Here is a 20,944-nt window from a genome sequence, read left to right as displayed (position 1 = left end):
GTCGCGTGGCTGAAAACCTGGTGAATTATGAAAGACTGGCTTCGCAATAACCCCCATTTCCGCACGATCCGCGTTGCGGCCTCTGACCTGAACGGCCAGGCGCGGGGCAAACGTATACCGACACGGTTTGCCGACAAAGTATTCGAGGATGGCACGCGTTTTCCGATGTCCGCCCTCAACCTCGACATCTGGGGAGAGGATATCGACGACAGTCCGCTGGTTTATGAAACGGGCGACAGGGATGGTGTTCTGAAACCGACCGCACGTGGTTTTCTGCCGATGCCCTGGCTGGAAACACCGTCCGCTCTGTTGCCGATCTGGATGTTCCATGAGGATGGCCGCCCGTTCGACGGCGACCCCCGACACGCGCTGGCCCGTGTTCTCAAACGCTACAGTGACCGTGGTCTGACCCCCGTCTGCGCGGTAGAGCTGGAGTTTTTTCTGATCGACGATTCAGGCCGCAACCTGCAGGTGCCCCCTCGCCCCGTTCCGGCAAACGGCGCGTCGCGGGTGAAATCCTGAGCCTGCGGGCGCTGGATCAGTTCGACAGATTTTTCACCGACCTCTACGATGCCTGCGAAGAGATGGATATTCCGGCGGATACTGCCATCTCGGAATCCGGGCTGGGGCAGTTTGAGATCAATCTGATGCACTGCGATGACGCGCTGCGCACCGCAGATGACGCCTGGCTGTTCAAGATGCTGGTCAAGGGCATGGCCCGCAAGCATGGGTTTGCCGCCAGCTTCATGGCCAAACCCTATGAGGACTACGCTGGGTCCGGATTGCATGTGCACTTTTCGGTACTGGACGCGGACGGCAACAATATCTTCGACAACGGGGCGGAAAACGGCACAGACATGCTGCGCCATGCAGTTGCCGGTTGCCTGTCGGCAATGCCGGGTTCGGCGCTGATCTTTGCCCCGCATGCCAACAGCTTTGACCGCATGGTGCCGGGCAGTCATGCGCCCACGGGTATCAGCTGGGCCTATGAAAACCGCACATCCGCCATCCGCATCCCCTCCGGCAGCCCAAAAGCCCGGCGGATCGAACACCGGGTCGCGGGAGGTGATGTGAACCCCTATCTGATGCTCGCCGCCGTTCTGGGCGCCGCCATCAATGGTATTGAGGATGCCGCGGAGCCACCCGCGCCGATCACTGGCAATGCCTATGACGCCGATCTGCCGCAGATCCCCGGGACCTGGAAAGACGCCATCGACGCCTTTGAAAACAGCCCCGGGATCGCCCGCATTTTTACCCCCGAGCTGATCAGAAACCTTGTGCTGACGAAACGCCAGGAACTGCATTATATGCAGGACCTGACACCGGCCGAGCAGGTGAACATCTATCTCGACACGGTCTGAGAAGAGGTAAGGTATGAAAATTGGTATCCTGATGACGGGGCACCCGCCCGACAGTCTGGCCGGCAACGGCCGGTATGACGCCTATTTCGAGCGCCTGCTGGACGGCAACGGGTTCGAATTCGAGGGCTGGGCCGTGGTGGATGGTGAGTTCCCGCCAGGCGTAGAGGCGGCGGACGGATGGCTGATCACCGGATCACGTCACGGCGCCTATGAACAACACGACTGGATCCCGCCGCTTGAGGATTTCATCCGCCGTGCTTTTGAAGTTGGGGTTCCCATGATCGGCGTCTGTTTCGGCCATCAGATCATCGCGCAGGCCCTGGGAGGCCAGGTGGAGAAGTTCGCAGGCGGCTGGTCTGTCGGGCGCACGGAATACGACATGGGCGGGCGGAAGGTAGCAATCAATGCCTGGCACCAGGATCAGGTCACGCAACGGCCCGGCAGCGCAGAGGTTTTCGCCAGCACCGATTTCTGTGAGAACGCAGGACTGGTTTATGGCGATCGGATCTGGACGATCCAGCCGCATCCTGAATACGATTCAGACTTTATCGACGGTCTGATCAGCTCACGCGGACGCGGTGTGGTGCCTGATCCTCTGCTGGAGGCAGCCCGCGACAGGCTGGATGCGCCAACCGACCGAATGGAAGTGGCCCGGACGATGGCCGAATTTTTCATGAAAGAGAGGGCCTGATGGCCGACTGGACAGAGAAACTCACGCAGGCGGCACAGGACTACCTGTCAGGTCGCCGTCTGGATGAGGTGGAATGCATCATCTCTGATCTGCCGGGGATTGCGCGGGGCAAAGCTGTGCCCGCCTCCAAGTTCGCGCGGCAGGACTATTTTTATCTGCCCGACAGCATCTTTTATCAGACCATCACTGGCGACTGGGGAGAGGCCGCAGGCGAGGACGGGTTCATCGAAAAGGACATGCTTCTCAAACCGGACATGGACACTGCATCTGCCGCGCCCTGGACCGGGGACTGGACACTGCAGGTCATCCACGACGCCTACGACCGCGACGGCAATGCAGTGCCCTTCAGCCCGCGCAATGTGCTGAAACGGGTGTGCCAGCTTTACCGCGACAAAGGCTGGGAGCCGGTCGTGGCCCCCGAGATGGAGTTCTTTCTCGTTGCGCGCAATCTGGACCCGGCGCATGACATCAAACCGATGCTCGGACGGTCGGGCCGGCCAGCGGCGGCGCGCCAGGCCTATTCGATGACCGCGGTGGACGAATTCGGGCCGGTCATCGACGATATCTATGATTTTGCCGAAGCCCAGGGGTTTGAGATCGACGGGATCACGCAGGAAGGTGGCGCGGGACAGCTCGAGATCAATCTGCGGCACGGGGACCCGATCAAACTCGCGGACGAGGTTTTCTATTTCAAACGTCTGATCCGCGAGGCTGCCCTGCGCCATGATTGTTTTGCGACCTTTATGGCCAAGCCGATTGCCGATGAACCGGGCAGCGCCATGCACATTCACCATTCCGTGCTGGATGCCGGAACGGGCAGCAATATCTTCTCCGCAGCCGACGGCGGCGAGACACCGGAGTTCCATCACTTTATCGGTGGGTTGCAGCAGCATATGCCCGAAGCGCTGGCCGTCATCGCGCCTTACGTGAACAGTTACCGGCGCTACGTGAAAGATCACGCAGCCCCTATCAACCTGGAATGGGGGCGCGACAACAGAACCACCGGGATCCGCATTCCGCTGTCCGGCCCTGACGCCCGTCGCGTTGAAAACCGGCTGGCCGGGATGGACTGCAACCCCTACCTCGGCATCGCGGCAAGCCTCGCCTGCGGATACCTTGGCCTGACCAGCGCTGAACAGCCTGCCCCGGAATTCAAGGGTGACGCTTACGACGGCGACGGTGACATTCCCCGCGTTCTGGGCTCTGCGCTGGATCTTTTTGAGCAGGCAGAGGCGTTGCACGCCGTTCTGGGCCCTGAGTTCGCCCGCGTCTATTCCATCGTCAAACGCGCGGAATATGACGAGTTCCTCCAGGTCATCTCCCCCTGGGAACGGGAACATCTGCTGCTGAACGTCTGAGGCAGTATGGACCTGCTTTATGCCAACGATCGCCAGGGCACCTACCCGGACAGCTGGTACGCTGCAACGGTAACGCCACCGGCGCCGCGCCCGGCACTCTCGGGTCTGATCCGCGCGGACGTCTGCGTGATCGGTGGCGGATACACCGGTCTGTCCGCCGCATTGCATCTGGCGGAAACCGGCCACAGTGTTGTGCTGCTGGAAGCACATCGCGCGGGGTTTGGCGCCTCGGGCCGCAATGGCGGCCAGCTGGGCAGCGGCCAGCGCGTGGATCAGATGAAGCTGGAAAAAATGGTGGGCGCGGAGACTGCACGTGCCCTTTGGGACCTCGGCGAAGAAGCCAAAGCACTGGTGCGTGGACTGATCACGCGCCACAGTATCGACTGTCACTACAAACCCGGCGTTGCATGGGCCGGTTCGCAGGCGTCCGAGGTGGCTGAGCTGCAAGAATACACCGCTTTTCTGCAGGACCGCTACGGGTATGCGCCGGTTGAGGCGCTGGATGCAGAGAGCTTTGCTTCCATATGTCCCTCGCCCGATTATTGCGGCGGCATGCTCGATATGGGGGCGGGGCATCTGCATCCACTGGCTTTCGCCCTGGGCCTCGCGCGGGCCGCAGAAGCGGCAGGAGCGCAAATTTTTGAAAACGCCCGGGTGACGGAGATACGTCACGGATCACCGGTCGTTGTTGAGACGGATGGCGGTACGGTCACGGCAGATCACGTAATCCTCGGATGCAACGGGTACCTGAGCGGCCTTGCGCCCGGGGTGACGGCACGGGTCATGCCGATCAACAATTTCATTGTCGCGACCGAACCCCTGGGGGACGAGGTCGGTCAGGTTCTGGCGCGCGATGTCGCCATCGCCGACAGCCGGTTCGTCGTGAACTATTTCCGGCTGTCCCATGATGGCCGCCTGCTTTTCGGTGGTGGAGAAACCTACGGTTACAGATTTCCAGGAGATATCGAGCGGATTGTGCGCAAACCCATGGAAACTGTGTTTCCCCATCTGAAAAATGTGCGCGTGGATTATGCCTGGGGCGGTACGCTTGGGATTACGATGAAACGCTTCCCCTATCTTGCGCGGATCGCCCCGAACGTCCTTTCGGCATCGGGCTATTCCGGGCACGGTGTCGGAACAGCGACCCACGCGGGCATGCTCATAGCCAGGGCAGTTGCAGGGGACACCGCCGGGTTCGACACCATGCGGTGTATTCCGACACCCGCCTTTCCGGGCGGTGGCGCTCTGCGGAATCCCCTGCTGGTTCTGGCGATGAGCTGGTACGCGCTGCGCGACCGTATCGGCATCTGACCGCCGTTACAAAAGAGTCACTTGGCGCTGGCCTGTCATTGATTTAGAATTTCCAAAGGTTAATTTAAGGAAATTCGAAATGAATCTGCCTGATATGCATGCCGCCGAGCCGATCCCCGAGGCCGCCCAAAGCGAGATTGAGCGACTGCTGCAAAGCGGCGATCTGTTCCGCTATACTGCTGAAAATGATGCACCGGTGTCTCTGCTGGAGGCGGAATTTGCCGAACTGATGGGCAGCCGGTTCGCGCTTGCTGTCTCTTCCTGCTCTGCTGCGCTGTTCCTGTCTCTAAAGGCGCTGGACCTGCCAAAAGGGGCAAAAGTGCTGATCCCGGGGTTCACCTTTGCGGCTGTTCCTTCGGCGGTTGTGCATGCGGACTGTGTCCCGGTGCTCTGCGAAGTCGGAGAGGATTACCGGATTGATATTGACGATTTCGCGCGCCGCCTCGCGGCAGGAATTGATGCAGTCATTGTCAGCCATATGCGGGGCCACACCTCTGACATGGATGCGATCATGGCATTGTGCGGCGATGCGGGCGTACCGGTTATCGAGGACGCCGCCCATTCTCTCGGCACTCTCTGGCGTGGGCAGAAGATCGGGACCATCGGGCGGATCGGGTGCTTCTCTTTTCAGTCCTACAAGATGATCAACGCGGGCGAAGGCGGCATTCTGATCACGGATGACGCGGACCTGGTTGCGCGCGCGATTATCATGTCCGGTGCTTACGAGCATAACTGGCAAAAGCACCCGGTTCTGCATGATGCCTTTGCGCGCTGGCAGAACAGGCTGCCTCTCTACAACCTGCGCCTCAGCAATATGTCTGCCGCGCTGATCCGCCCACAACTTGACGCGCTGGACCAGCGCGTGGCGGATGGTCGCCGGAACCACGATTTCGTTGCCGCCCGCCTGAATGCCGCCCGGTACTTCGATGTGCCCGACCCGCTGCGAGGAGAAGAGCGCGCGCCGGACAGTATTCAGTTCAATATACAGGAGCTTGAACCGGATCAGATCGCAGCATTCGCCGAAGCTGCAGGCCATAAAGGTGTGAAGGTCCAGGTTTTCGGACAAAGCACCGATAACGCACGCGCTTTCTGGAACTGGCAGTTTATTGAGAACCTCCCGGAACTGCCGGAAACACGCCGGATGCTCATGCGCGCCTGCGACGTGCGTTTGCCCGTGCGGCTGACCTACGAAGAGCTGGATGCAGTCGCATCGGTGCTGATCGATGCAATGAAAGAGGTCACGTCACCCGAGGGGGCTGCCGTCGCATAGCGCGCAGATTATTTCAGACGCGAAAGCTTGTCCTGAAGCTCGGCCAGCTGCTTTTTGATGGCGTCAAGGTCTTCACCTTCGGCGCTTTCAGCTTCCGGCTCAGCGCCGGACGCAGGCCCGCCCCACCCTGTGCCGGCGCCACCCAGACCACCGGTCATGGCCTTCATGAACGCCTGCTGCTGCGCCTGCATCAGCTCGAACCCGGGCATTTTCGCCATCGGGTTCATTGCGTTCATTTTGTCCATCATCTGGCTCTGGCCATCACGCAGCATCTCAAAGGAGGCCTGCAGAAACTGGGGCACAACGCTGGCACCCGGGGTCATGTAGCTGCGCACCAGATCATTGAGCACGTCCACCGGCAGAACATTTTCGCCGCGGCTTTCGTGTTCAGCGATGATCTGCAGCAGATACTGACGGGTCAGATCGTCCCCTGATTTCAGATCAACAATCTGAACTTCGCGGCCCTCGCGGATGAACCCGGCAATATCCTCAAGGGTCACATAGTCACTGGTCTCGGTGTTATACAGCCGGCGGCTGGCATAACGCTTGATCAGAAGTGGTTGGTTCTGTTCCGCCACAGGTCTTCTCCCCCGACATCAGTGCTGCATTGCAGCTTAGGGCAGCGTTTTCCAAAAGAAAGGGCGGGCTGTTGTCAGCCCGCCCCATATTTTTGCGCTTTTTCAGGGAGGATTCAGCGCAAATATCAGTGCCGCTTACTTAGCAGCTGCTTTTTTCACTGCTGCAGTCGCCTCGGATGTGGCTTTCTTGACTGCGGCTGTTGCGTCTTCGCTCATGTCTTTGCCAGCGGCCATCATCAGCTCGACGGTGTCCATCTGTGCTTTTTTCGCGACTTCCGCAAAAGCTGCCATGTGCTCTGCAGCTGTTTCCGAATACGCGGAAGCAAAGTCTGTCATAGCTTTTGCATAGTCAGCAGGTTCTTTTTTCGCTTTGGACATTTCAGCCAGCTTGGAGAATGTGTCCTGTGCCCACTTGCTGGAAATCTCGGTGGATTTCTCTGCAGCTGTCAGCGCCACGCCGGAGAGTTTCTCGTTCAGCGTTGCGGTTGTTTTAAATGCGTCTTCCATTGCCGCTGTGTCCACCGGGAAGGAGCCCAGAACGTCTTTGAACATCGCATTCATGTCTGTTGTCTTAGCCATTTCAAATTCCTTTCGTCGCCTTGCGGGACCACCCCGTTTCTGCGTCTGCAGCATAGATAGACGCTGCGTCGCAGCATTTCAAGGCTTTTTTCTGCATTGCAGCATAAATCCGCAAAAAGACAGAAAGGCAAATTGAATCAGAGGGTTGCCTTCCCGGCAACATAAGTACCGGGCGCCTCACACAGAACAGAATGGCTGGAATCACCCGGAATACGTGCAGGAATCTGCTTGCCTGACCGTTTTTTCAGCCACGCCTCCCAGCGCGGCCACCACGATCCTTCGTTGAAATCCGCGTCCTCCAGCCAGTCCTTATAATCGAGACTGAGGTCAGGGTTGGTGTAGTGGCCATATTTTTTACGGCTGGGCGGATTAACGATACCGGCTATATGCCCCGACTGGGTCATGATGAAGGTTTTGTCCTTCGACCCCATCTGCCGGACGCCACGGTAACTGTCTTTCCATGCGGCGATATGGTCTGTCTCACATGCGATGGCACAAAGCGGCACTGTGACATCCGACAGTTTCAGCCGGTGCCCCAGAAGCTCAAACCCGCCATCGGCCAGTTCATTCCGCTGGCACAGCCCGCGCAGGTATTGCATCGCCATTTTTCCCGGCAGGTTGGCGCCATCGCCGTTCCAGTAGAGCAGGTCAAATGCGGGCGGCGTTTCGCCCATCATGTAGCTTTTGATCGCAGGAGAATAAATCAGGTCATTGCTGCGCAGAAAGCTGAACGTCCGCGCCATAATCACCGAAGGCAGCACACCCTTGTCAGCGATTTCCTCTTCGATCCCGTCGATAAAGTCGTTCGTCAGGAATGGCGTGAATTCGCCCTGATCTGAGAAATCCGTGAGCGCGGTGAAGAACGTAGCCGATTTGACGGATTTGTCTCCGCGCTGTTTCATCAGCGCCAGTGTCAGAGACAGCGTCGTGCCCGCGATACAGTATCCCACGGCGTTGACCTGTTTTTCAGCGGTAATTTCTTTGATTTCGCGGATCGCCGTCAGGTAGCCGTCTTCAATGTAATCCTCCATGCCGATGTCGGCATAAGTCGGATCAGGATTGATCCAGGACACCATGAATACGGTATAGCCCTGTTCGGTCAGCCATTTCACAAGGCTGTTCTGGGCTTTCAGATCAAGGATGTAGTATTTGTTGATCCACGGCGGGAAGATCACGAGCGGTGTTTTATACACTTCGTCTGTTGTGGGGGTGTATTGGATCAGCTCCATCATCCGGTTACGGAAAACCACGCTGCCGGGTGTGGTCGCGATGTTGCGTCCCAGCTCGAACGCTTCTTCGTCCGCCAGTTTGACCACAAGCTCGCCGTTGTTAGCCTCCAGATCACGGATCAGGTTTTCCAGCCCCTGCACGAGGCTTTGGCCGTCGGTCTCTATCGCCCGTTCCAGCGCATCGGGGTTGGTGGCCAGGAAATTCGTAGGCGACATCATGTCCACGATCTGCCGGGCGAAATACGTCAGACGGTTCTTTTCCAGCGGGTCAAGATCCTCAACTTCCTCCACCGCTCGGTTCAGCGCCTGCGCATTGATCAGATACTGCTGTTTCACAAAGTTGAAATAGGGGTGCGTGTCCCAGAGCGGATTGGAAAACCGGCGGTCTGTCGGGCCCGGATCTTCTGGTGCGGCAAGCCGGCCTTTTGCCAGCGTTTGCTGCGCCTGCACAAAATGTTTCATCGTGTCGGACCAGTAGGTCATCTGATGCTCCAGCACTTTGGCCGGATTGCTGATCGCCTCGGCCCAGTATGACTGAGCGGCACGTCCAAACAGATCCTGCCCTGGTCCGTCCAGCGCGGGATTATGTCCCTGCCTTGTTGCCATAACACGGTGCAGCCGTTCGGAAAGCTCTTCAACTTTCTTCAGGTTCTGCGTCATACGCTCCAGCGTTTCGCCGGCGGGAATGTCCGAAATATCAGTTTTTGTTGTCATATTAATCTTTCCCTCGTATGTTGCACCTGCAGCATAATGTCGTTGGCTTTCAGGGGGCGGGGCGGCTGTCTGTACTGGTGCGCCCGATTGATTGAAGGATACCCCTATGCGCTATATGGCCACATACGACCTTATGGAAACGATCCGGAATACGAACCAGTGGCTGGGCGCATCCGCGCTTGCAATGGCATCCTATCCTGCATTTTCCCTCATACCAAATCCGGCAATTGCCTGGACCCGCGCCTGGGGCGAGGTCACAGAGCGCACTTTTCAGCGCATGATTGTAAAACCGGACTGGAACATCCCACCGGTGCCCAGCGACGACGGGCAGGACCATGTTGTCACAACCGAGGCGGTAATTGAACGCGACTTTGGGGACCTGCTGCATTTTGTCGTACCCGGACGGCCTGAGCCAAAGCGCAAGGTTCTGCTTGTTGCGCCGATGTCGGGTCACTACGCAACATTGCTGCGCTCAACAGTTATCAGCCTGCTGCCGGACGCCGATATTTACATCACCGACTGGCACAACGCGCGCGACATCCCCGTCAGCGCCGGCAAGTTCGATATCGAGGATTACACGCTCTATCTCGTCGAGTTCATGAAAGAGATGGGCCCTGACACCCATGTTATTGCGGTCTGTCAGCCTGCGCCTCTGACACTTGCCGCAACTGCATACCTCGCAGAGGAAGATCCCAGCGCCCAGCCCCGCAGCCTGACGCTGATCGGCGGGCCAATTGATCCGAACGCAACGCCGACCGACGTTACAGACTTCGGCCATCGCGTCACCATGGGCCAGCTCGAAGAGATGATGATCCAGCGTGTCGGCTTTAAGTACCCGGGCGTCGGCCGGATGGTTTATCCCGGCCTGCTGCAGCTGAATTCCTTCATCTCGATGAACCTGGAGACACATGCCCGTGCCTTCACGGATCAGATCGGGCGGGTCGCCCGCGGCGAAGCGGCAGAGCACGACAAACACAACAAGTTCTACGACGAGTACCTCGCGGTAATGGATATGACCGCCGAGTTTTACCTGTCGACTGTCGAGCGGATTTTCAAAAACGGTGAAATCGCGAACAACGAATTCACCGTCGCCGGCAAAAAGGTCGACATCGGCAAGATCACGACCGTGGCAGTAAAGACCGTCGAGGGGTCAAAGGACGACATTTCTGCACCAGGCCAGTGCATCGCGGCACTCGACCTCTGCACCGGCCTGCCCGACGACAAAAAGGCCAGCCATGTGGAGGAAGGTGCCGGGCACTACGGCATTTTCGCGGGCAAGAGCTGGCGCCGCAACATCCGGCCCCTGGTGCTCGACTTTATTGACGCGAACGCGTCGAAACCTGCACGCAAACCCCGCAAAGCTGCGAACAAAAACTCAGCAGCCTGACGGGTTTCAGCGCAGCACAAGCGGCAGCGACATCCATTCCCGGAGCGCTGCTGTGGTTTCTGCGGGCTGCTCCAGTGGTGGCAGGTGACCAGAATGCTCCAGAATGCGCAGGGTCGCTGATGGGATCAGTTCGGACATAAACTCATGCCGTTTGACCGGGCACAGCACATCATGCGCCCCACACAGCACAAGCGCGGGCACTTTGCACTGCCGCAGCGTTTTCTGCTGATCCCGCCGACGCTGCAGGGCGCGCGACTGCCGCACAAAAACCTCCGGGCCAAGCGCATCGGCCATGTCCATGACCAGGTCCAGCACCGCCTGCCGGTAGGGTCCGGGCGCCAGGTAATTGGGTTTCATTTCATCGCGCATCACATCGAGCATGCGCCCGGATCGTGCGGCCACAATCTGTGGCTCTCGCGCGGTAGCGACCTGTGGAGTTTCCGCAAGGGGGTTCGTGTCCATCAGAGCGATCCGCGTGATCCGGTCAGGGGCCCGGCGGAGCAATTCCATTGCGACGATCCCCCCCATACTCAGCCCAGCAAGTGCGAAGCGCTGGGGCAGCTGGTCCAGCAGAGAAGAGGCAATCTCCTCGATCCGCTCACCGCCCGTTATGGGCGCGACCATCACCGGAATTTCGGCGGACAGCTCAGCAATCTGAGGCCCGAACAACCGCGCGTCGCACATCATTCCGGGCAGCAAAACCAGCGGTTCAGCCATGTTGCGGTCTCCTCCCCGGGCGACCGGTCGTTCCTGTCATCTGTCGGATCCTGCACCGATACTCACTGATCTGAGTCTACCCGCATAGCGCGATATCGCAAGAGGCTGCATGTATCTCAGGGCGAAAATCAGCGAGCGACCTCTTCCCAGTAAAGCGTCAGATGTCTGTCCAGAATTTCGGCGTACCGGCCCGTTTCCCGCAACCGGGCAAGACCGGCGTTGACGCGGTAAAGGTGGGTCGTGCCGCGCCAGTGCGTACGGGAAATCACAGCGTGAAGCGTCTGCGTTTCCAGGGGTTGCGGCAATGGCACCACGGTTTCCGTCAGGCCAAGCACAAACAGCTGCCGGACGCCTGTAAACTCATCAATTGCGACTGCGTCCACATCGCCGGCGGTCAGCAGTGCAAAGCACGCAGCGGGGGTCTCAGCCTCGACCACTGAATAAGCTGCCGCGACTGACGGCCCGCTCACGTAGTGCCGCGCAGGACGGCACAGTGTCCGGCCATCGAGGTCGGACAGGTTCCGGAAAAGGAACTCTCCAGCAGTGGTCGTAAAAAGCAGGACAGCGACTTCGGCAAGTGGATCGGAAAAGTGAAAGCGCCTGCAGACCGGCGTCACCGCACCGGCTCCGTTGCAGTCAGCGCCAATCCAAGGAAACCCTATGTCGACACCAGCGCCCGCAAGAAGCTCCGGGTAAGCACTTTCCCTGTCCTGCCAGATCAGGTCGTGCTGTGGCGTATCAGGACTTTGTCCAAGGGCCTCCTGCAGTATCTCTGTGGCAAGTCCTGCCCGCGGCCACTCCGGATCGGCAAACGGCGCCTGCCCCGTAGATGCGACCAGCGCAACATCAGCACCCGTGGCCGGACCCGTCAGGCAACCGGCAAAAGCCAGCGCAAGCGCAAAACCCCGCATCACAGCCCCGCCCAGACATATGTGAGATGCCGGTTGAGCAAAGCCTGAAAGGTTCCGTCCCGGCGCATCCCGGACAGGCCCGCGTCAAGACCTGACCTTATCTGAAGAGCCCCTTCTGCATCTGCCCGCACCCCAGCGTGCAGCATGGTAATCGCGAGCGGCTGTGCGTCCGCTGTCACCGTGTCCGGGGTGACCCCCATCCCGGCCAGCGTCTGCCGTCCGGTGAACTCGTTGAGCACGACACCGTCCACGTTCCCCGCCATAAGGGCAGCGAAACAGACTTCGGCATCATCCGCCCGCAGCATCTCCTCCTGTCCCGGAATGACGGGGGGAAGGCCCGCCGGACGGCACAAACGGGCCGGTTCCGGTCTGCCTTCAGCATGTGCCAGCACGGGGTCAGATGTGCGGACATACATGTTGATAAGCATCTCGAAAACCGGCGCGGTGAGCAAATAGTCACCGCAGCGCCGGGTCTCGTCCACAGGCTCGCAGGCTGCCGCAAACACAGGAAAAACGATCGAAGCGGATGTTTCATCACCACCGTGACTCCGCAGTTCAACCGGTTCCGCGCGATCCGGGAAAGCCCTTTGCAAAGCCGTCGCCACGATATCGGTGATCAGCCCACCATTCGGGCGGGTCGACGTCACAAAGGGCGGCACTTCGAAAAGAGCATGGGCTGTGATGGCGGGCGGTTCCTGCTCTGCTATGCGGACATCGCTTTCCGCACCGGGTGCCTCTGCAATTTTTTCGTCGCCATCCGCGTCGCAGGGAAGGATCAGCCTGCTGCCCGCGAGAATACGGTCCGGATCAGATCCGATCAGTTCACGGTTCGCTTCGAAAATCCGCGTCCACAGGAACGCGTTCCGGAACTCCCGCGCCGCAATCTGCGACAGGCTGTCGCCCGGACGCACGGTATACGGCGTCTCGCAGGCCCGGACCATCGTCCCCGACATCTGCAATGAAACAACAAACAACGTTATGGCCAGCAGCCGGACCATGAATCACCCCCCAATGATCCGGCCATACTGCAACGGCATCCCGCTGCGTCAATAATATTCCTGGATGTTGTGTGATATAGTCAGAATATCCACAAAATATGCACGCTTCACGGGTATTTTATGCCCCTGAATATCGGAAAATCTGCATACCGCACACCGCGCTGATCCGCCGTTTCCGCCGGGGAATCACCAGCACGCAACAGCATGCCACGCGGAGCGATATAGCTGGAGATGGTGCGGTGCGGCCGCGGTCGCCAAACAAGGTTGAACGCTGCCAGTTTCGGGAAAAACCACATCTCGGAATACGGCAGATGGTCGTGTACCCACCAGGCAAGGTCTCGCCAGTCGCGCCCCTGCTCATATTGATCCGCAAACCAGGGGATCACCAGGGACGTCCCCGCAATCGCCTCCTCACCGGACCCACGGTCCCAGATGTGGCATTCAATGGGGTTGTCGTTGCGCGCACAGTTCAGCCGGTTTTCGTTTCCATACCGGTTCAGGACAGCAGACCGGTACCCGGATCTGACCGCAATACGTCCGAAGGTTTCTTCCAGCGGATCAAGAAGCTGTTCGCACAGGTGCCGGCCATTCGCAATCGCGAGGTCAGGGTCTTCAGGAATGTTCTGCACCTGATGAAAGCTGCCGATCTCGGAATAAAGAAAGTCGCGCATGAAAAAGTGACGCGACAGGCGGACACGCCCCAGCGTCTCAAGCGACCACACGCTGCGCGGGCTGCGCATCAGTCCTCAGCACCAAAGCCGTTCCAGCGGAAAGCGCCGTCTTCCCGCAACGGCGAGAACGGGTTCCACGCGATTTCCCAGATATGGCCCTCCGGATCAGCAAAATAGCCGTGGTGTCCGCCCCAGAAGACATCCTGTGCCGGCTTCAGAATCCGCGCGCCTGCCTTTTCGGCCCTGTCGAGCAGAGCCGCAACTTCGTCCTTGTTGCGTACATTGTGTGCGAGTGTGATCGCGCCATGGCCCAGCGCCTCAGGTTCCAGCCCGATATCTTCGGCCAGTTTTTCATGTGGATAAAGCCCGAGTGTTTGTCCGATCATATCAAACGCAATCACACCATCCGGACTTTCCGTGCGCCTCCAGCCCATTGCTTCATAGAAAGCAGCAAGGGCGTTCATGTCCCGCGCGCCAAGGGTGATCAGGCTGAGCCTCTGCTCCATCAGGCGCGCTCCTCCGTGAGAGACAGAACTTCGGAAACAGCCTCTTCAATCAGCGCAAGGCAGGGACCGTCAGAAAACCGGTGATCCGCGTCCTTGACCAGCAGCAACCGCATATCCGGACCGGATACGTGATCGAGAAGTCTGACGGCTGTTTCCGTGCTGACAGCCGTGTCTGCCGTACCCTGCAGACAGCGCACCGGGAACGGCAGATCAAGCGGACTGTGCAGGACGAGCTGTTCGCGGCCGTCGATGATCATGCGTTGCGTAATCACATATGGCTCCATGTAGTCCGACGGGATCTCGATCCGCCCTTCTTCTTTCAGTCGCTGCTTCTGCGCTTCGGTGAAGGACGCCCAGTAGCCGTCCTCGGTAAAATCCGGAGCGGCCGCGACTGTGACCAGCCCCACGACACGTTCAGGCATCGCCCTTGCCAGCAACAGCGCCTGCCAACCGCCCATGGACGAGCCAACGGGTAACACGGGGCCCCTGACAACATGTGTCAGGATATCATTCGTGTCCTCCGCCCAGTCACCGATGCACCCCTCTTCAAAAGTGCCCGAAGACTGTCCGTGTCCGGAATAGTCATATCTCAGAAACGCCCGCCCCCGGGAGCGCGCCCATGCCTCAAGGTGCAGCGCTTTTGTGCCCTCCATGTCCGACTTCAGCCCGCCAAGAAACACAATGCAGGGGCCGCGACCCGCATGGTGGTGATAGGCCAGCCGCCGCCCGCGCGGCGTCTGGAAAAACTGTGGTTCTGACATGAACATTTCCTTTTTCGCGGATCATGCGCAGCACGCCACGCACCCGCAACCGGATATTTTTTAGGTGACCATATTGTCACGTGACTATAAAGTAACCTATAAGGCTGCTATGGATCTCGATTTTCAAAGCTCTGGCCGATCCCGCCCGCAGACAGCTGCTCGACAGCCTGCGCGCCAGACCCGGTCAGAGCCTGCAGGACCTGACAGAGCAGTTCGAGATGTCGCGTTTCGGCGTGATGAAGCATCTGGGCGTGCTCGAAGAGGCCCGGCTCGTCGTTGCCCATAAAAAAGGCCGGTTCAAATACCACTACATCAACGCCCTGCCGTTGCAGGAAACAATGGATCGCTGGGTCGGGCCTTTGCTCGAACAACCGGCGGCACGAGCGGTGATTGACCTGAAAACCCAACTTGAAGGACCACGGAAAATGACCAAACCCGATTTTATGATGCAGACCTATATCAACTGCACACAGGACGCCCTGTGGCATGCGCTGACGGACCCCGATGCCAACGCCGCTTACAATTTCGTCGCCGGCAGCTGCGAGCGTGACGGGAACAAACTGGTGTTCCGCATGCCAGACCAAAGCCTCATGCTGGTGCTGACAGAAACCAAACTGACACCCAAAACGCGGATCGAAAGCACTTTTGAGCCGCACTGGGCTGGGCCGGATGTACCGCTGGAAACATCCCGTTTTGTCTACCTGATCGAGCCGCAGGGCGAAAACTGCATGCTGACGGTCGAACACTATGACATTCCGGCCGGACAGGAAGGTGTGGCGGACGGCTGGCACCGCACGATGGCGGGCCTGAAAACCTGGCTGGAAACCGGAAAAACCGTTCGGTTTGCCTGGGGCGAGGAGGCCTGAGATGAACAATTCCGCTCTTTCGACAGAGCTCGGCATCGTCATTATGCTCTGTATTCTCGCCGCATCACTTTGGATCCCGTACATAGTCGGGGTGAACAAACACCCTCAGACCGGCACCGACAGTTTTGCACGGCCACCCTCGCTCGACGGATTTCCGGAATGGGTGCACAGAGCGCATCGCGCGCATCTGAACCTGCTGGAGCAGTTGCTCCCGTTTGCGGTGCTGGTACTGATCATCGACCGGCTGGATGCCTATTCGACGGTCACCCTTTGGACTGCCATCGCGTTTTTCTGGCTGCGCGTGGCCCATGCGATCGGAATGATCAGCGGAAAGGCCCGCATGCCTCTGCGGCCCCTGCTCTTTTCAGCGGGCTGGGTGTGCTGTCTGATAATGGCAGGCGCAGCATTTACTGCATAGCAATCATCGCGCCCGGCGCGGTCACCCGCCTACGTAGGGTGTCGTGCCGGGGCGGTAAAAAATCTTCTGATTGTGCAGACGCCCCAGCAGTTCCTCGTTCTCGCGCTGATCTGTCTCAATCACGCCGATCGACTGAAGATCAGCCGGGTTTTCATCCGACAGCGCCCGGCGCATACGGCACAGTTCGCGTCCGCGCGCCCGCAGAGCTTCTTCAATCAGGTCCACATCATGGATGCTCAGGTCGAACGATTTGTTGTAACGCGGCATTTGATGTCCCCTTTTGGCTGGATATGTCGGATTTAACATAGGAAATGTCGCAGTCAACGTATTCTTAGGTATACAAACGCATAGTCATGCCCATTCGTGCTTGACACCTGACGCGCCCAGGGCGAAGAGCGCGGCACCATAACCCGCAACCGGGCGTCTCGTAGGCGCCAAACCGACGAGGAGTGCCCCAGATGGCCCAGATCTCTCTTACCTTTCCCGATGGCAATTCGCGTGCATATGACGCCGGCGTAACCGCTGGTGACGTGGCCGCCAGTATTTCGACCTCGCTCCGGAAAAAGCGATCAGCGCGACTGTGAACGGCGCGCATTATGATCTCGCCTGGCCGATTGACGCCGATGCGACCATCGCGATCCACACCATGCAGGATGAAGAACAGGCCAACGAACTGGTACGCCACGATCTGGCGCACATCATGGCCCGCGCGGTGCAGGAGATCTGGCCGGACACCAAAGTCACCATCGGCCCGGTCATCAAAGACGGCTGGTATTATGACTTTGACCGGGCTGAGCCCTTTACTCCGGAAGATCTCGGCCTGATCGAGAAGAAAATGAAGGAGATCATCAACAAACGCGAGCCTGTGACCACCGAGGTCTGGGACCGTGCGCGGGCGGTTCAGCATTACACTGACAACAATGAGCCCTACAAAGTTGAGCTGATCGATGCGATCCCGGGCGATGAGCCACTGCGGATGTACTGGCATGGCGACTGGCAGGACCTGTGCCGTGGCCCGCATCTGCAGCATACCGGCCAGGTCCCCGGTGACGCGTTCAAACTGATGTCCATCGCCGGCGCCTACTGGCGTGGCGACAGTGACCGCGCGATGCTGCAGCGGATCTATGGTGTGGCCTTTACCGGCAAGGAAAAACTGCGCGCGCATCTGAACATGCTGGAAGAGGCCGCCAAACGCGATCACCGCAAGCTGGGCCGCGAGATGGACCTCTTTCACATGCAGGAAGAGGCCCCCGGACAGGTGTTCTGGCACCCCAACGGCTGGCGCATCTATACCACTCTGCAGGATTATGTCCGCCGCAAGCAGCATGCGGGTGGTTACGTGGAGGTGAACACCCCGCAGGTCGTGAACCGCAACCTGTGGGAAAAGTCCGGCCACTGGGAAAAATACCAGGAGAACATGTTCATCGTTGAGGTCGAGGAAGAGCACGCACGCGAAAAAGCCGTGAATGCGCTGAAACCGATGAACTGCCCCTGCCACGTGGAAATTTTCAAACACGGTCTGAAATCCTATCGCGATCTGCCGCTGCGGATGGCCGAGTTTGGCTCCTGCGCGCGGTATGAGCCCTCCGGTGCACTGCACGGGATCATGCGGGTGCGCGGGTTTGCGCAGGACGATGGTCACATCTTTGCTGAGGAAAACCAGATCGGCAGCGAATGCGCCCGGTTCATCAGCTTTCTGACCGATGTCTACAAAGACCTCGGGTTCGAGAGCTTTTCGGTGAAGTTCTCGGACCGCCCCGAGACCCGCGCGGGATCAGATGAGGTCTGGGACAAGGCAGAGGAAGCCCTGCTGAGCGCCACACGCGCGGCTGGCATTGAGCCTGAGATGAACCCAGGGGAAGGTGCCTTTTACGGGCCGAAACTGGAGTTCGTGCTGACCGACGCCATCGGCCGCGACTGGCAGTGCGGTACCTTCCAGGTCGACTTTGTTCTGCCCGAGCGGCTGGATGCGACCTACATCGGCGCCGACGGCGGCAAGCACCGGCCGGTAATGCTGCACCGTGCGACCCTCGGCTCATTTGAGCGGTTCATCGGCATCCTGATCGAAGAGCATGCCGGCAAACTGCCCTTCTGGCTGGCGCCGCGGCAGGTCGTGGTGGCCTCGATCATCTCGGATGCGGATCTTTACGTGCACGAGATTGTTGACGCCCTTCGCGACGCAGGTGTGCGGGCTGAAGCGGACGTACGCAACGAAAAGATCAATTACAAAGTCCGCGAGCATTCTGTCGGAAAAGTACCCGTAATCCTCGCGGTCGGAGCCCGAGAGGTTGAAGAACGCACTGTAACTGTTCGCCGTCTTGGTGAGAAGCAGACCAGCGTCCAGCCACTGGATGATGTAACAAAACAGCTGGCTCTGGACGCGACAGCGCCCGACCTGTTGTAACATTGCCCGCGGGCAGATGTGTTCCCGGCGGCCAGGAGGGGCGGTTTTGTAACATTACCGCCCCGAAACGCCGCGTTTCCTGACATTTTGGTAAGCCCTCGCTAACGCGTATGTGACACACAGGCTCGTGAGTGGTAACTTTGCGGGCACAGCCCTACCTATACACCACGAGTGGCCACGATGGCCGGTAACAAGGGAAAAAACACATGTCGAACACAATGAAATCCGTTGCAATCGCAGGTGCCGTCGCTGCCGCGCTGGTAGGTCACAGCACAACAACAGCTGAAGCCGCAGCCAAGGAAAAGTGCTATGGCGTTTCGCTGGCAGGTGAAAACGACTGCGCCGCGGGCCCGGGCACAACATGCGCCGGCACGTCCACAGTTGACTACCAGGGCAACGCCTGGACACTGGTCGACGCAGGCACATGTGCCGAGATCGAACTGCCTGCAATGGCGGACGGCACAGCACGCGAAGGCTCCCTCGAAGAGCTGAGCCGCGACCTGCCGGCCTGATCCGGCACCTTAAGCTTCCGGCACAGGCGGCAGATGCCGCCTGACTGCCCCAGATTTCTGTACCCGAACAACCGACAGGAGACTTCCTGTGCTGGACAACTCCCCCCGCTTTGAACGGTTGCCTGACGCACCAGGTGTTGGGTACAAACCGCAGCATTTCACCGATCTGATGAGCGATCCGGACCCTGTGACATGGGTCGAGATTCACGCCGAGAACTACATGGGTTCCGGTGGGCGTCCGCTGGCACAGCTGCGCAGTCTTGCCGAAAGGTTTGCAGTTTCTGTGCATGGCGTCGGGCTCAGCATCGGCGGCGAAGGCCCGCTGGACCAGGATCATCTGGCACGGCTGAAAGACCTGACAGGATGGCTCAGACCCGCGAGCTTCTCGGAGCATCTGGCGTGGTCAACGCACGGCGCGGAGTTCCTGAACGACCTGCTGCCCCTGCCCTACACCAATCAGACGCTGGACACCGTCTGCGCACATATTGACGAAGTGCAGACAGCACTCGGGATGCGCATGCTTCTTGAAAACCCTTCAAGCTACCTTGCGTTTGAGGAAAGCACCTGGGATGAAACGGGATTTCTGGCCGAAATCGTCCGGCGCACGGGGTGTGGTCTTCTGCTCGATGTGAACAACGTTTTCATCTCGGCCACCAACCTCGGGTATTCGCCACAGGGCTACATCGATGCATACCCGCTTGATGCAGTCGGCGAGATACACGTCGGCGGTCATGATGAAGACACTGACGACCATGGCGCACCACTGCTGATCGACAGTCACGGCAAGCCCGTTGCAGACCCCGTCTGGTCCCTTTTGTCGTACACGCTTGCGAAAACCGGCCCGCGCCCTGTTCTTGTTGAATGGGACAATGATGTACCGGAATGGCCTGAACTGCAGGCCGATGCGCGCCGCGCAGCTGACGTGTTGCAACCGGTAAAATGACCGTTTCCCAGACAGAATTCCGCGCTGCATTGCTGGATGCAGACAGGGATGTGCCTGCCGGTCTTCAGGATGCGCAGGCAGGACCGGCCGGTGCACGGTTTTCTGTTTATCGCAACAACGTGGTCGTTTCTCTTTCCGAAGCACTGGCCACAGCTTTCCCGCTGGCACGCAAGCTGATCGGCGCGCAGAATTTCGGCCAGCTGGCCGCGCTCTATGTCCGCAGCCATCCGCCAGTGTCTCCGCTGATGATGTATTATGGCGAGAGCTTTCCGGATTTTGTCGCCGGTTTCGAACCTCTGGCGCATATCGGCTACCTCGCAGACTGCGCGCGCCTCGATCTGGCACTGCGCAGATCTTATCATGCCGCCGATGCAGCACCGCTGGATCCGGATGTTCTGCAGACCGATCCGGAAACACTGATGGCACTGCGGCTGCGCCCTGCGCCTTCAACTGTCTGGCTGCGCTCCCGCTGGCCACTGTTTGATCTCTGGCGTTTCAACAATGTTGCCGACGCGCCGAAACCTCAGGCCGTTGCTCAGGATGTCCTGATCACCAGGCCCGGGTTTGATCCCACGCCCCACCTCATGCCCGAAGGCGCTGCAACCTGGATCGAAGCCCTGTCACAGGGGCAGACACTTGGCGATGCCCATGCCGCGGCCCAGACAGACCTGCCAACATTTGATCTCGCAGCTGCACTTTCACTCACACTACAGACGCAGGCGTTCACAACGCTGGTATGACCGCCCGAACAAAGGACTG

Annotated in this window: 20 protein-coding genes and 2 pseudogenes; 12 read left to right on the top strand and 10 right to left on the bottom strand. The window is 59.2% G+C overall.

Going from position 1 to position 20,944, the window contains the following annotated elements:
• Positions 1 to 27: 27 nt before the first annotated feature.
• The 5 genes and pseudogenes from ACZ1HA_RS01425 to ACZ1HA_RS01405 all read left to right on the top strand — a co-directional run bounded on the left by ACZ1HA_RS01425 (position 28) and on the right by ACZ1HA_RS01405 (position 5,991).
• Positions 28 to 1,361, top strand: a pseudogene (locus ACZ1HA_RS01425) (glutamine synthetase family protein).
• A 13-nt stretch (positions 1,362 to 1,374) separates the two neighbouring features.
• The gene (locus ACZ1HA_RS01420) at positions 1,375 to 2,052 is read left to right on the top strand and encodes a type 1 glutamine amidotransferase (RefSeq protein ID WP_472712580.1); all 678 of its coding nucleotides are present in this window, start codon (positions 1,375 to 1,377) and stop codon (positions 2,050 to 2,052) included.
• Positions 2,052 to 3,410 (top strand): glutamine synthetase family protein, encoded by a 1,359-nt coding sequence (locus tag ACZ1HA_RS01415; RefSeq protein ID WP_472712579.1) that lies wholly within the window; start codon positions 2,052 to 2,054, stop codon positions 3,408 to 3,410. The genes ACZ1HA_RS01420 and ACZ1HA_RS01415 overlap by 1 nt, the downstream gene beginning before the upstream one ends.
• Positions 3,411 to 3,416: 6 nt before the next feature.
• Positions 3,417 to 4,721, top strand: coding sequence for an NAD(P)/FAD-dependent oxidoreductase (locus ACZ1HA_RS01410; RefSeq protein ID WP_472712578.1), 1,305 nt, complete (start codon positions 3,417 to 3,419; stop codon positions 4,719 to 4,721).
• A 79-nt stretch (positions 4,722 to 4,800) separates the two neighbouring features.
• Entirely contained in the window at positions 4,801 to 5,991 is a 1,191-nt protein-coding gene (locus tag ACZ1HA_RS01405; protein ID WP_472712577.1) for a DegT/DnrJ/EryC1/StrS family aminotransferase, read from the top strand.
• Between the two features lie 8 nt (positions 5,992 to 5,999).
• Here the strand turns inward: ACZ1HA_RS01405 and phaR are convergent, their stop codons facing one another.
• The 3 genes from phaR to ACZ1HA_RS01390 all read right to left on the bottom strand — a co-directional run bounded on the left by phaR (position 6,000) and on the right by ACZ1HA_RS01390 (position 9,091).
• Entirely contained in the window at positions 6,000 to 6,569 is a 570-nt protein-coding gene (phaR, locus tag ACZ1HA_RS01400) for a polyhydroxyalkanoate synthesis repressor PhaR (RefSeq protein WP_436397823.1), read from the bottom strand.
• 135 nt (positions 6,570 to 6,704) lie between these two features.
• Positions 6,705 to 7,148, bottom strand: coding sequence for a phasin family protein (locus ACZ1HA_RS01395; RefSeq protein ID WP_375228720.1), 444 nt, complete (start codon positions 7,146 to 7,148; stop codon positions 6,705 to 6,707).
• A gap of 137 nt (positions 7,149 to 7,285) precedes the next feature.
• Positions 7,286 to 9,091 carry a PHA/PHB synthase family protein gene (locus tag ACZ1HA_RS01390; protein ID WP_436397825.1) on the bottom strand — a complete coding sequence of 602 codons (1,806 nt, stop codon included), beginning with the start codon at positions 9,089 to 9,091 and terminating at the stop codon, positions 7,286 to 7,288.
• A gap of 106 nt (positions 9,092 to 9,197) precedes the next feature.
• On the opposite strand from ACZ1HA_RS01390, the gene phaZ reads away from it, so the two are divergent.
• A complete protein-coding gene (gene phaZ, locus ACZ1HA_RS01385) occupies positions 9,198 to 10,478 on the top strand; it encodes a polyhydroxyalkanoate depolymerase (protein WP_472712576.1) in 1,281 nt (426 codons plus the stop codon).
• 6 nt (positions 10,479 to 10,484) lie between these two features.
• On the opposite strand, the gene ACZ1HA_RS01380 is transcribed toward phaZ, so the two are convergent.
• The 6 genes from ACZ1HA_RS01380 to ACZ1HA_RS01355 form a co-directional block, all read right to left on the bottom strand.
• Positions 10,485 to 11,195, bottom strand: coding sequence for an alpha/beta fold hydrolase (locus tag ACZ1HA_RS01380; RefSeq protein WP_436397828.1), 711 nt, complete (start codon positions 11,193 to 11,195; stop codon positions 10,485 to 10,487).
• Between the two features lie 128 nt (positions 11,196 to 11,323).
• On the bottom strand, positions 11,324 to 12,106 hold the full coding sequence (locus ACZ1HA_RS01375) for a substrate-binding periplasmic protein (protein WP_472712575.1): 783 nt from the start codon (positions 12,104 to 12,106) through the stop codon (positions 11,324 to 11,326).
• Positions 12,106 to 13,104: a LysM peptidoglycan-binding domain-containing protein gene (locus ACZ1HA_RS01370; protein ID WP_472712574.1), complete on the bottom strand. Its 999-nt coding sequence runs from the start codon at positions 13,102 to 13,104 to the stop codon at positions 12,106 to 12,108. The genes ACZ1HA_RS01375 and ACZ1HA_RS01370 overlap by 1 nt, the downstream gene beginning before the upstream one ends.
• 107 nt (positions 13,105 to 13,211) lie before the next feature.
• Entirely contained in the window at positions 13,212 to 13,844 is a 633-nt protein-coding gene (locus tag ACZ1HA_RS01365; RefSeq protein ID WP_472712573.1) for a hypothetical protein, read from the bottom strand.
• Positions 13,844 to 14,281 (bottom strand): VOC family protein, encoded by a 438-nt coding sequence (locus ACZ1HA_RS01360; protein WP_375228723.1) that lies wholly within the window; start codon positions 14,279 to 14,281, stop codon positions 13,844 to 13,846. The genes ACZ1HA_RS01365 and ACZ1HA_RS01360 overlap by 1 nt, the downstream gene beginning before the upstream one ends.
• A complete protein-coding gene (locus ACZ1HA_RS01355; RefSeq protein WP_472712572.1) occupies positions 14,281 to 15,042 on the bottom strand; it encodes an alpha/beta fold hydrolase in 762 nt (253 codons plus the stop codon). The genes ACZ1HA_RS01360 and ACZ1HA_RS01355 overlap by 1 nt, the downstream gene beginning before the upstream one ends.
• A 98-nt stretch (positions 15,043 to 15,140) precedes the next feature.
• Between ACZ1HA_RS01355 and ACZ1HA_RS01350 the strand changes: the two genes are divergently transcribed.
• Positions 15,141 to 15,908, top strand: a complete 768-nt coding sequence (locus tag ACZ1HA_RS01350; protein ID WP_472715261.1) for an ArsR/SmtB family transcription factor — start codon at positions 15,141 to 15,143, stop codon at positions 15,906 to 15,908.
• Position 15,909: 1 nt separating this feature from the next.
• A complete protein-coding gene (locus ACZ1HA_RS01345) occupies positions 15,910 to 16,326 on the top strand; it encodes an MAPEG family protein (protein WP_375228726.1) in 417 nt (138 codons plus the stop codon).
• A gap of 21 nt (positions 16,327 to 16,347) precedes the next feature.
• Here the strand turns inward: ACZ1HA_RS01345 and ACZ1HA_RS01340 are convergent, their stop codons facing one another.
• The gene (locus ACZ1HA_RS01340) at positions 16,348 to 16,593 is read right to left on the bottom strand and encodes a hypothetical protein (protein WP_375228727.1); all 246 of its coding nucleotides are present in this window, start codon (positions 16,591 to 16,593) and stop codon (positions 16,348 to 16,350) included.
• 191 nt (positions 16,594 to 16,784) lie between these two features.
• Between ACZ1HA_RS01340 and thrS the strand changes: the two are divergent.
• From thrS to ACZ1HA_RS01320, 4 genes and pseudogenes are all read left to right on the top strand, one after another.
• Positions 16,785 to 18,730 (top strand): annotated as a pseudogene (gene thrS, locus ACZ1HA_RS01335) (threonine--tRNA ligase).
• A 206-nt stretch (positions 18,731 to 18,936) separates the two neighbouring features.
• Positions 18,937 to 19,242, top strand: coding sequence for a BufA1 family periplasmic bufferin-type metallophore (locus tag ACZ1HA_RS01330; protein WP_375228728.1), 306 nt, complete (start codon positions 18,937 to 18,939; stop codon positions 19,240 to 19,242).
• Between the two features lie 88 nt (positions 19,243 to 19,330).
• Entirely contained in the window at positions 19,331 to 20,185 is an 855-nt protein-coding gene (gene bufB, locus ACZ1HA_RS01325) for an MNIO family bufferin maturase (protein ID WP_472712571.1), read from the top strand.
• Positions 20,182 to 20,925 carry an HvfC/BufC family peptide modification chaperone gene (locus ACZ1HA_RS01320; protein WP_472712570.1) on the top strand — a complete coding sequence of 248 codons (744 nt, stop codon included), beginning with the start codon at positions 20,182 to 20,184 and terminating at the stop codon, positions 20,923 to 20,925. Before bufB ends, ACZ1HA_RS01320 begins: the two co-directional genes overlap by 4 nt.
• Positions 20,926 to 20,944 lie beyond the last annotated feature (19 nt).

The organism is Roseobacter sp. S87 (genome assembly GCF_055693285.1).
Note: the sequence above shows the minus strand (reverse complement) of the source record. Positions and strands in the feature narration are given on the sequence as shown.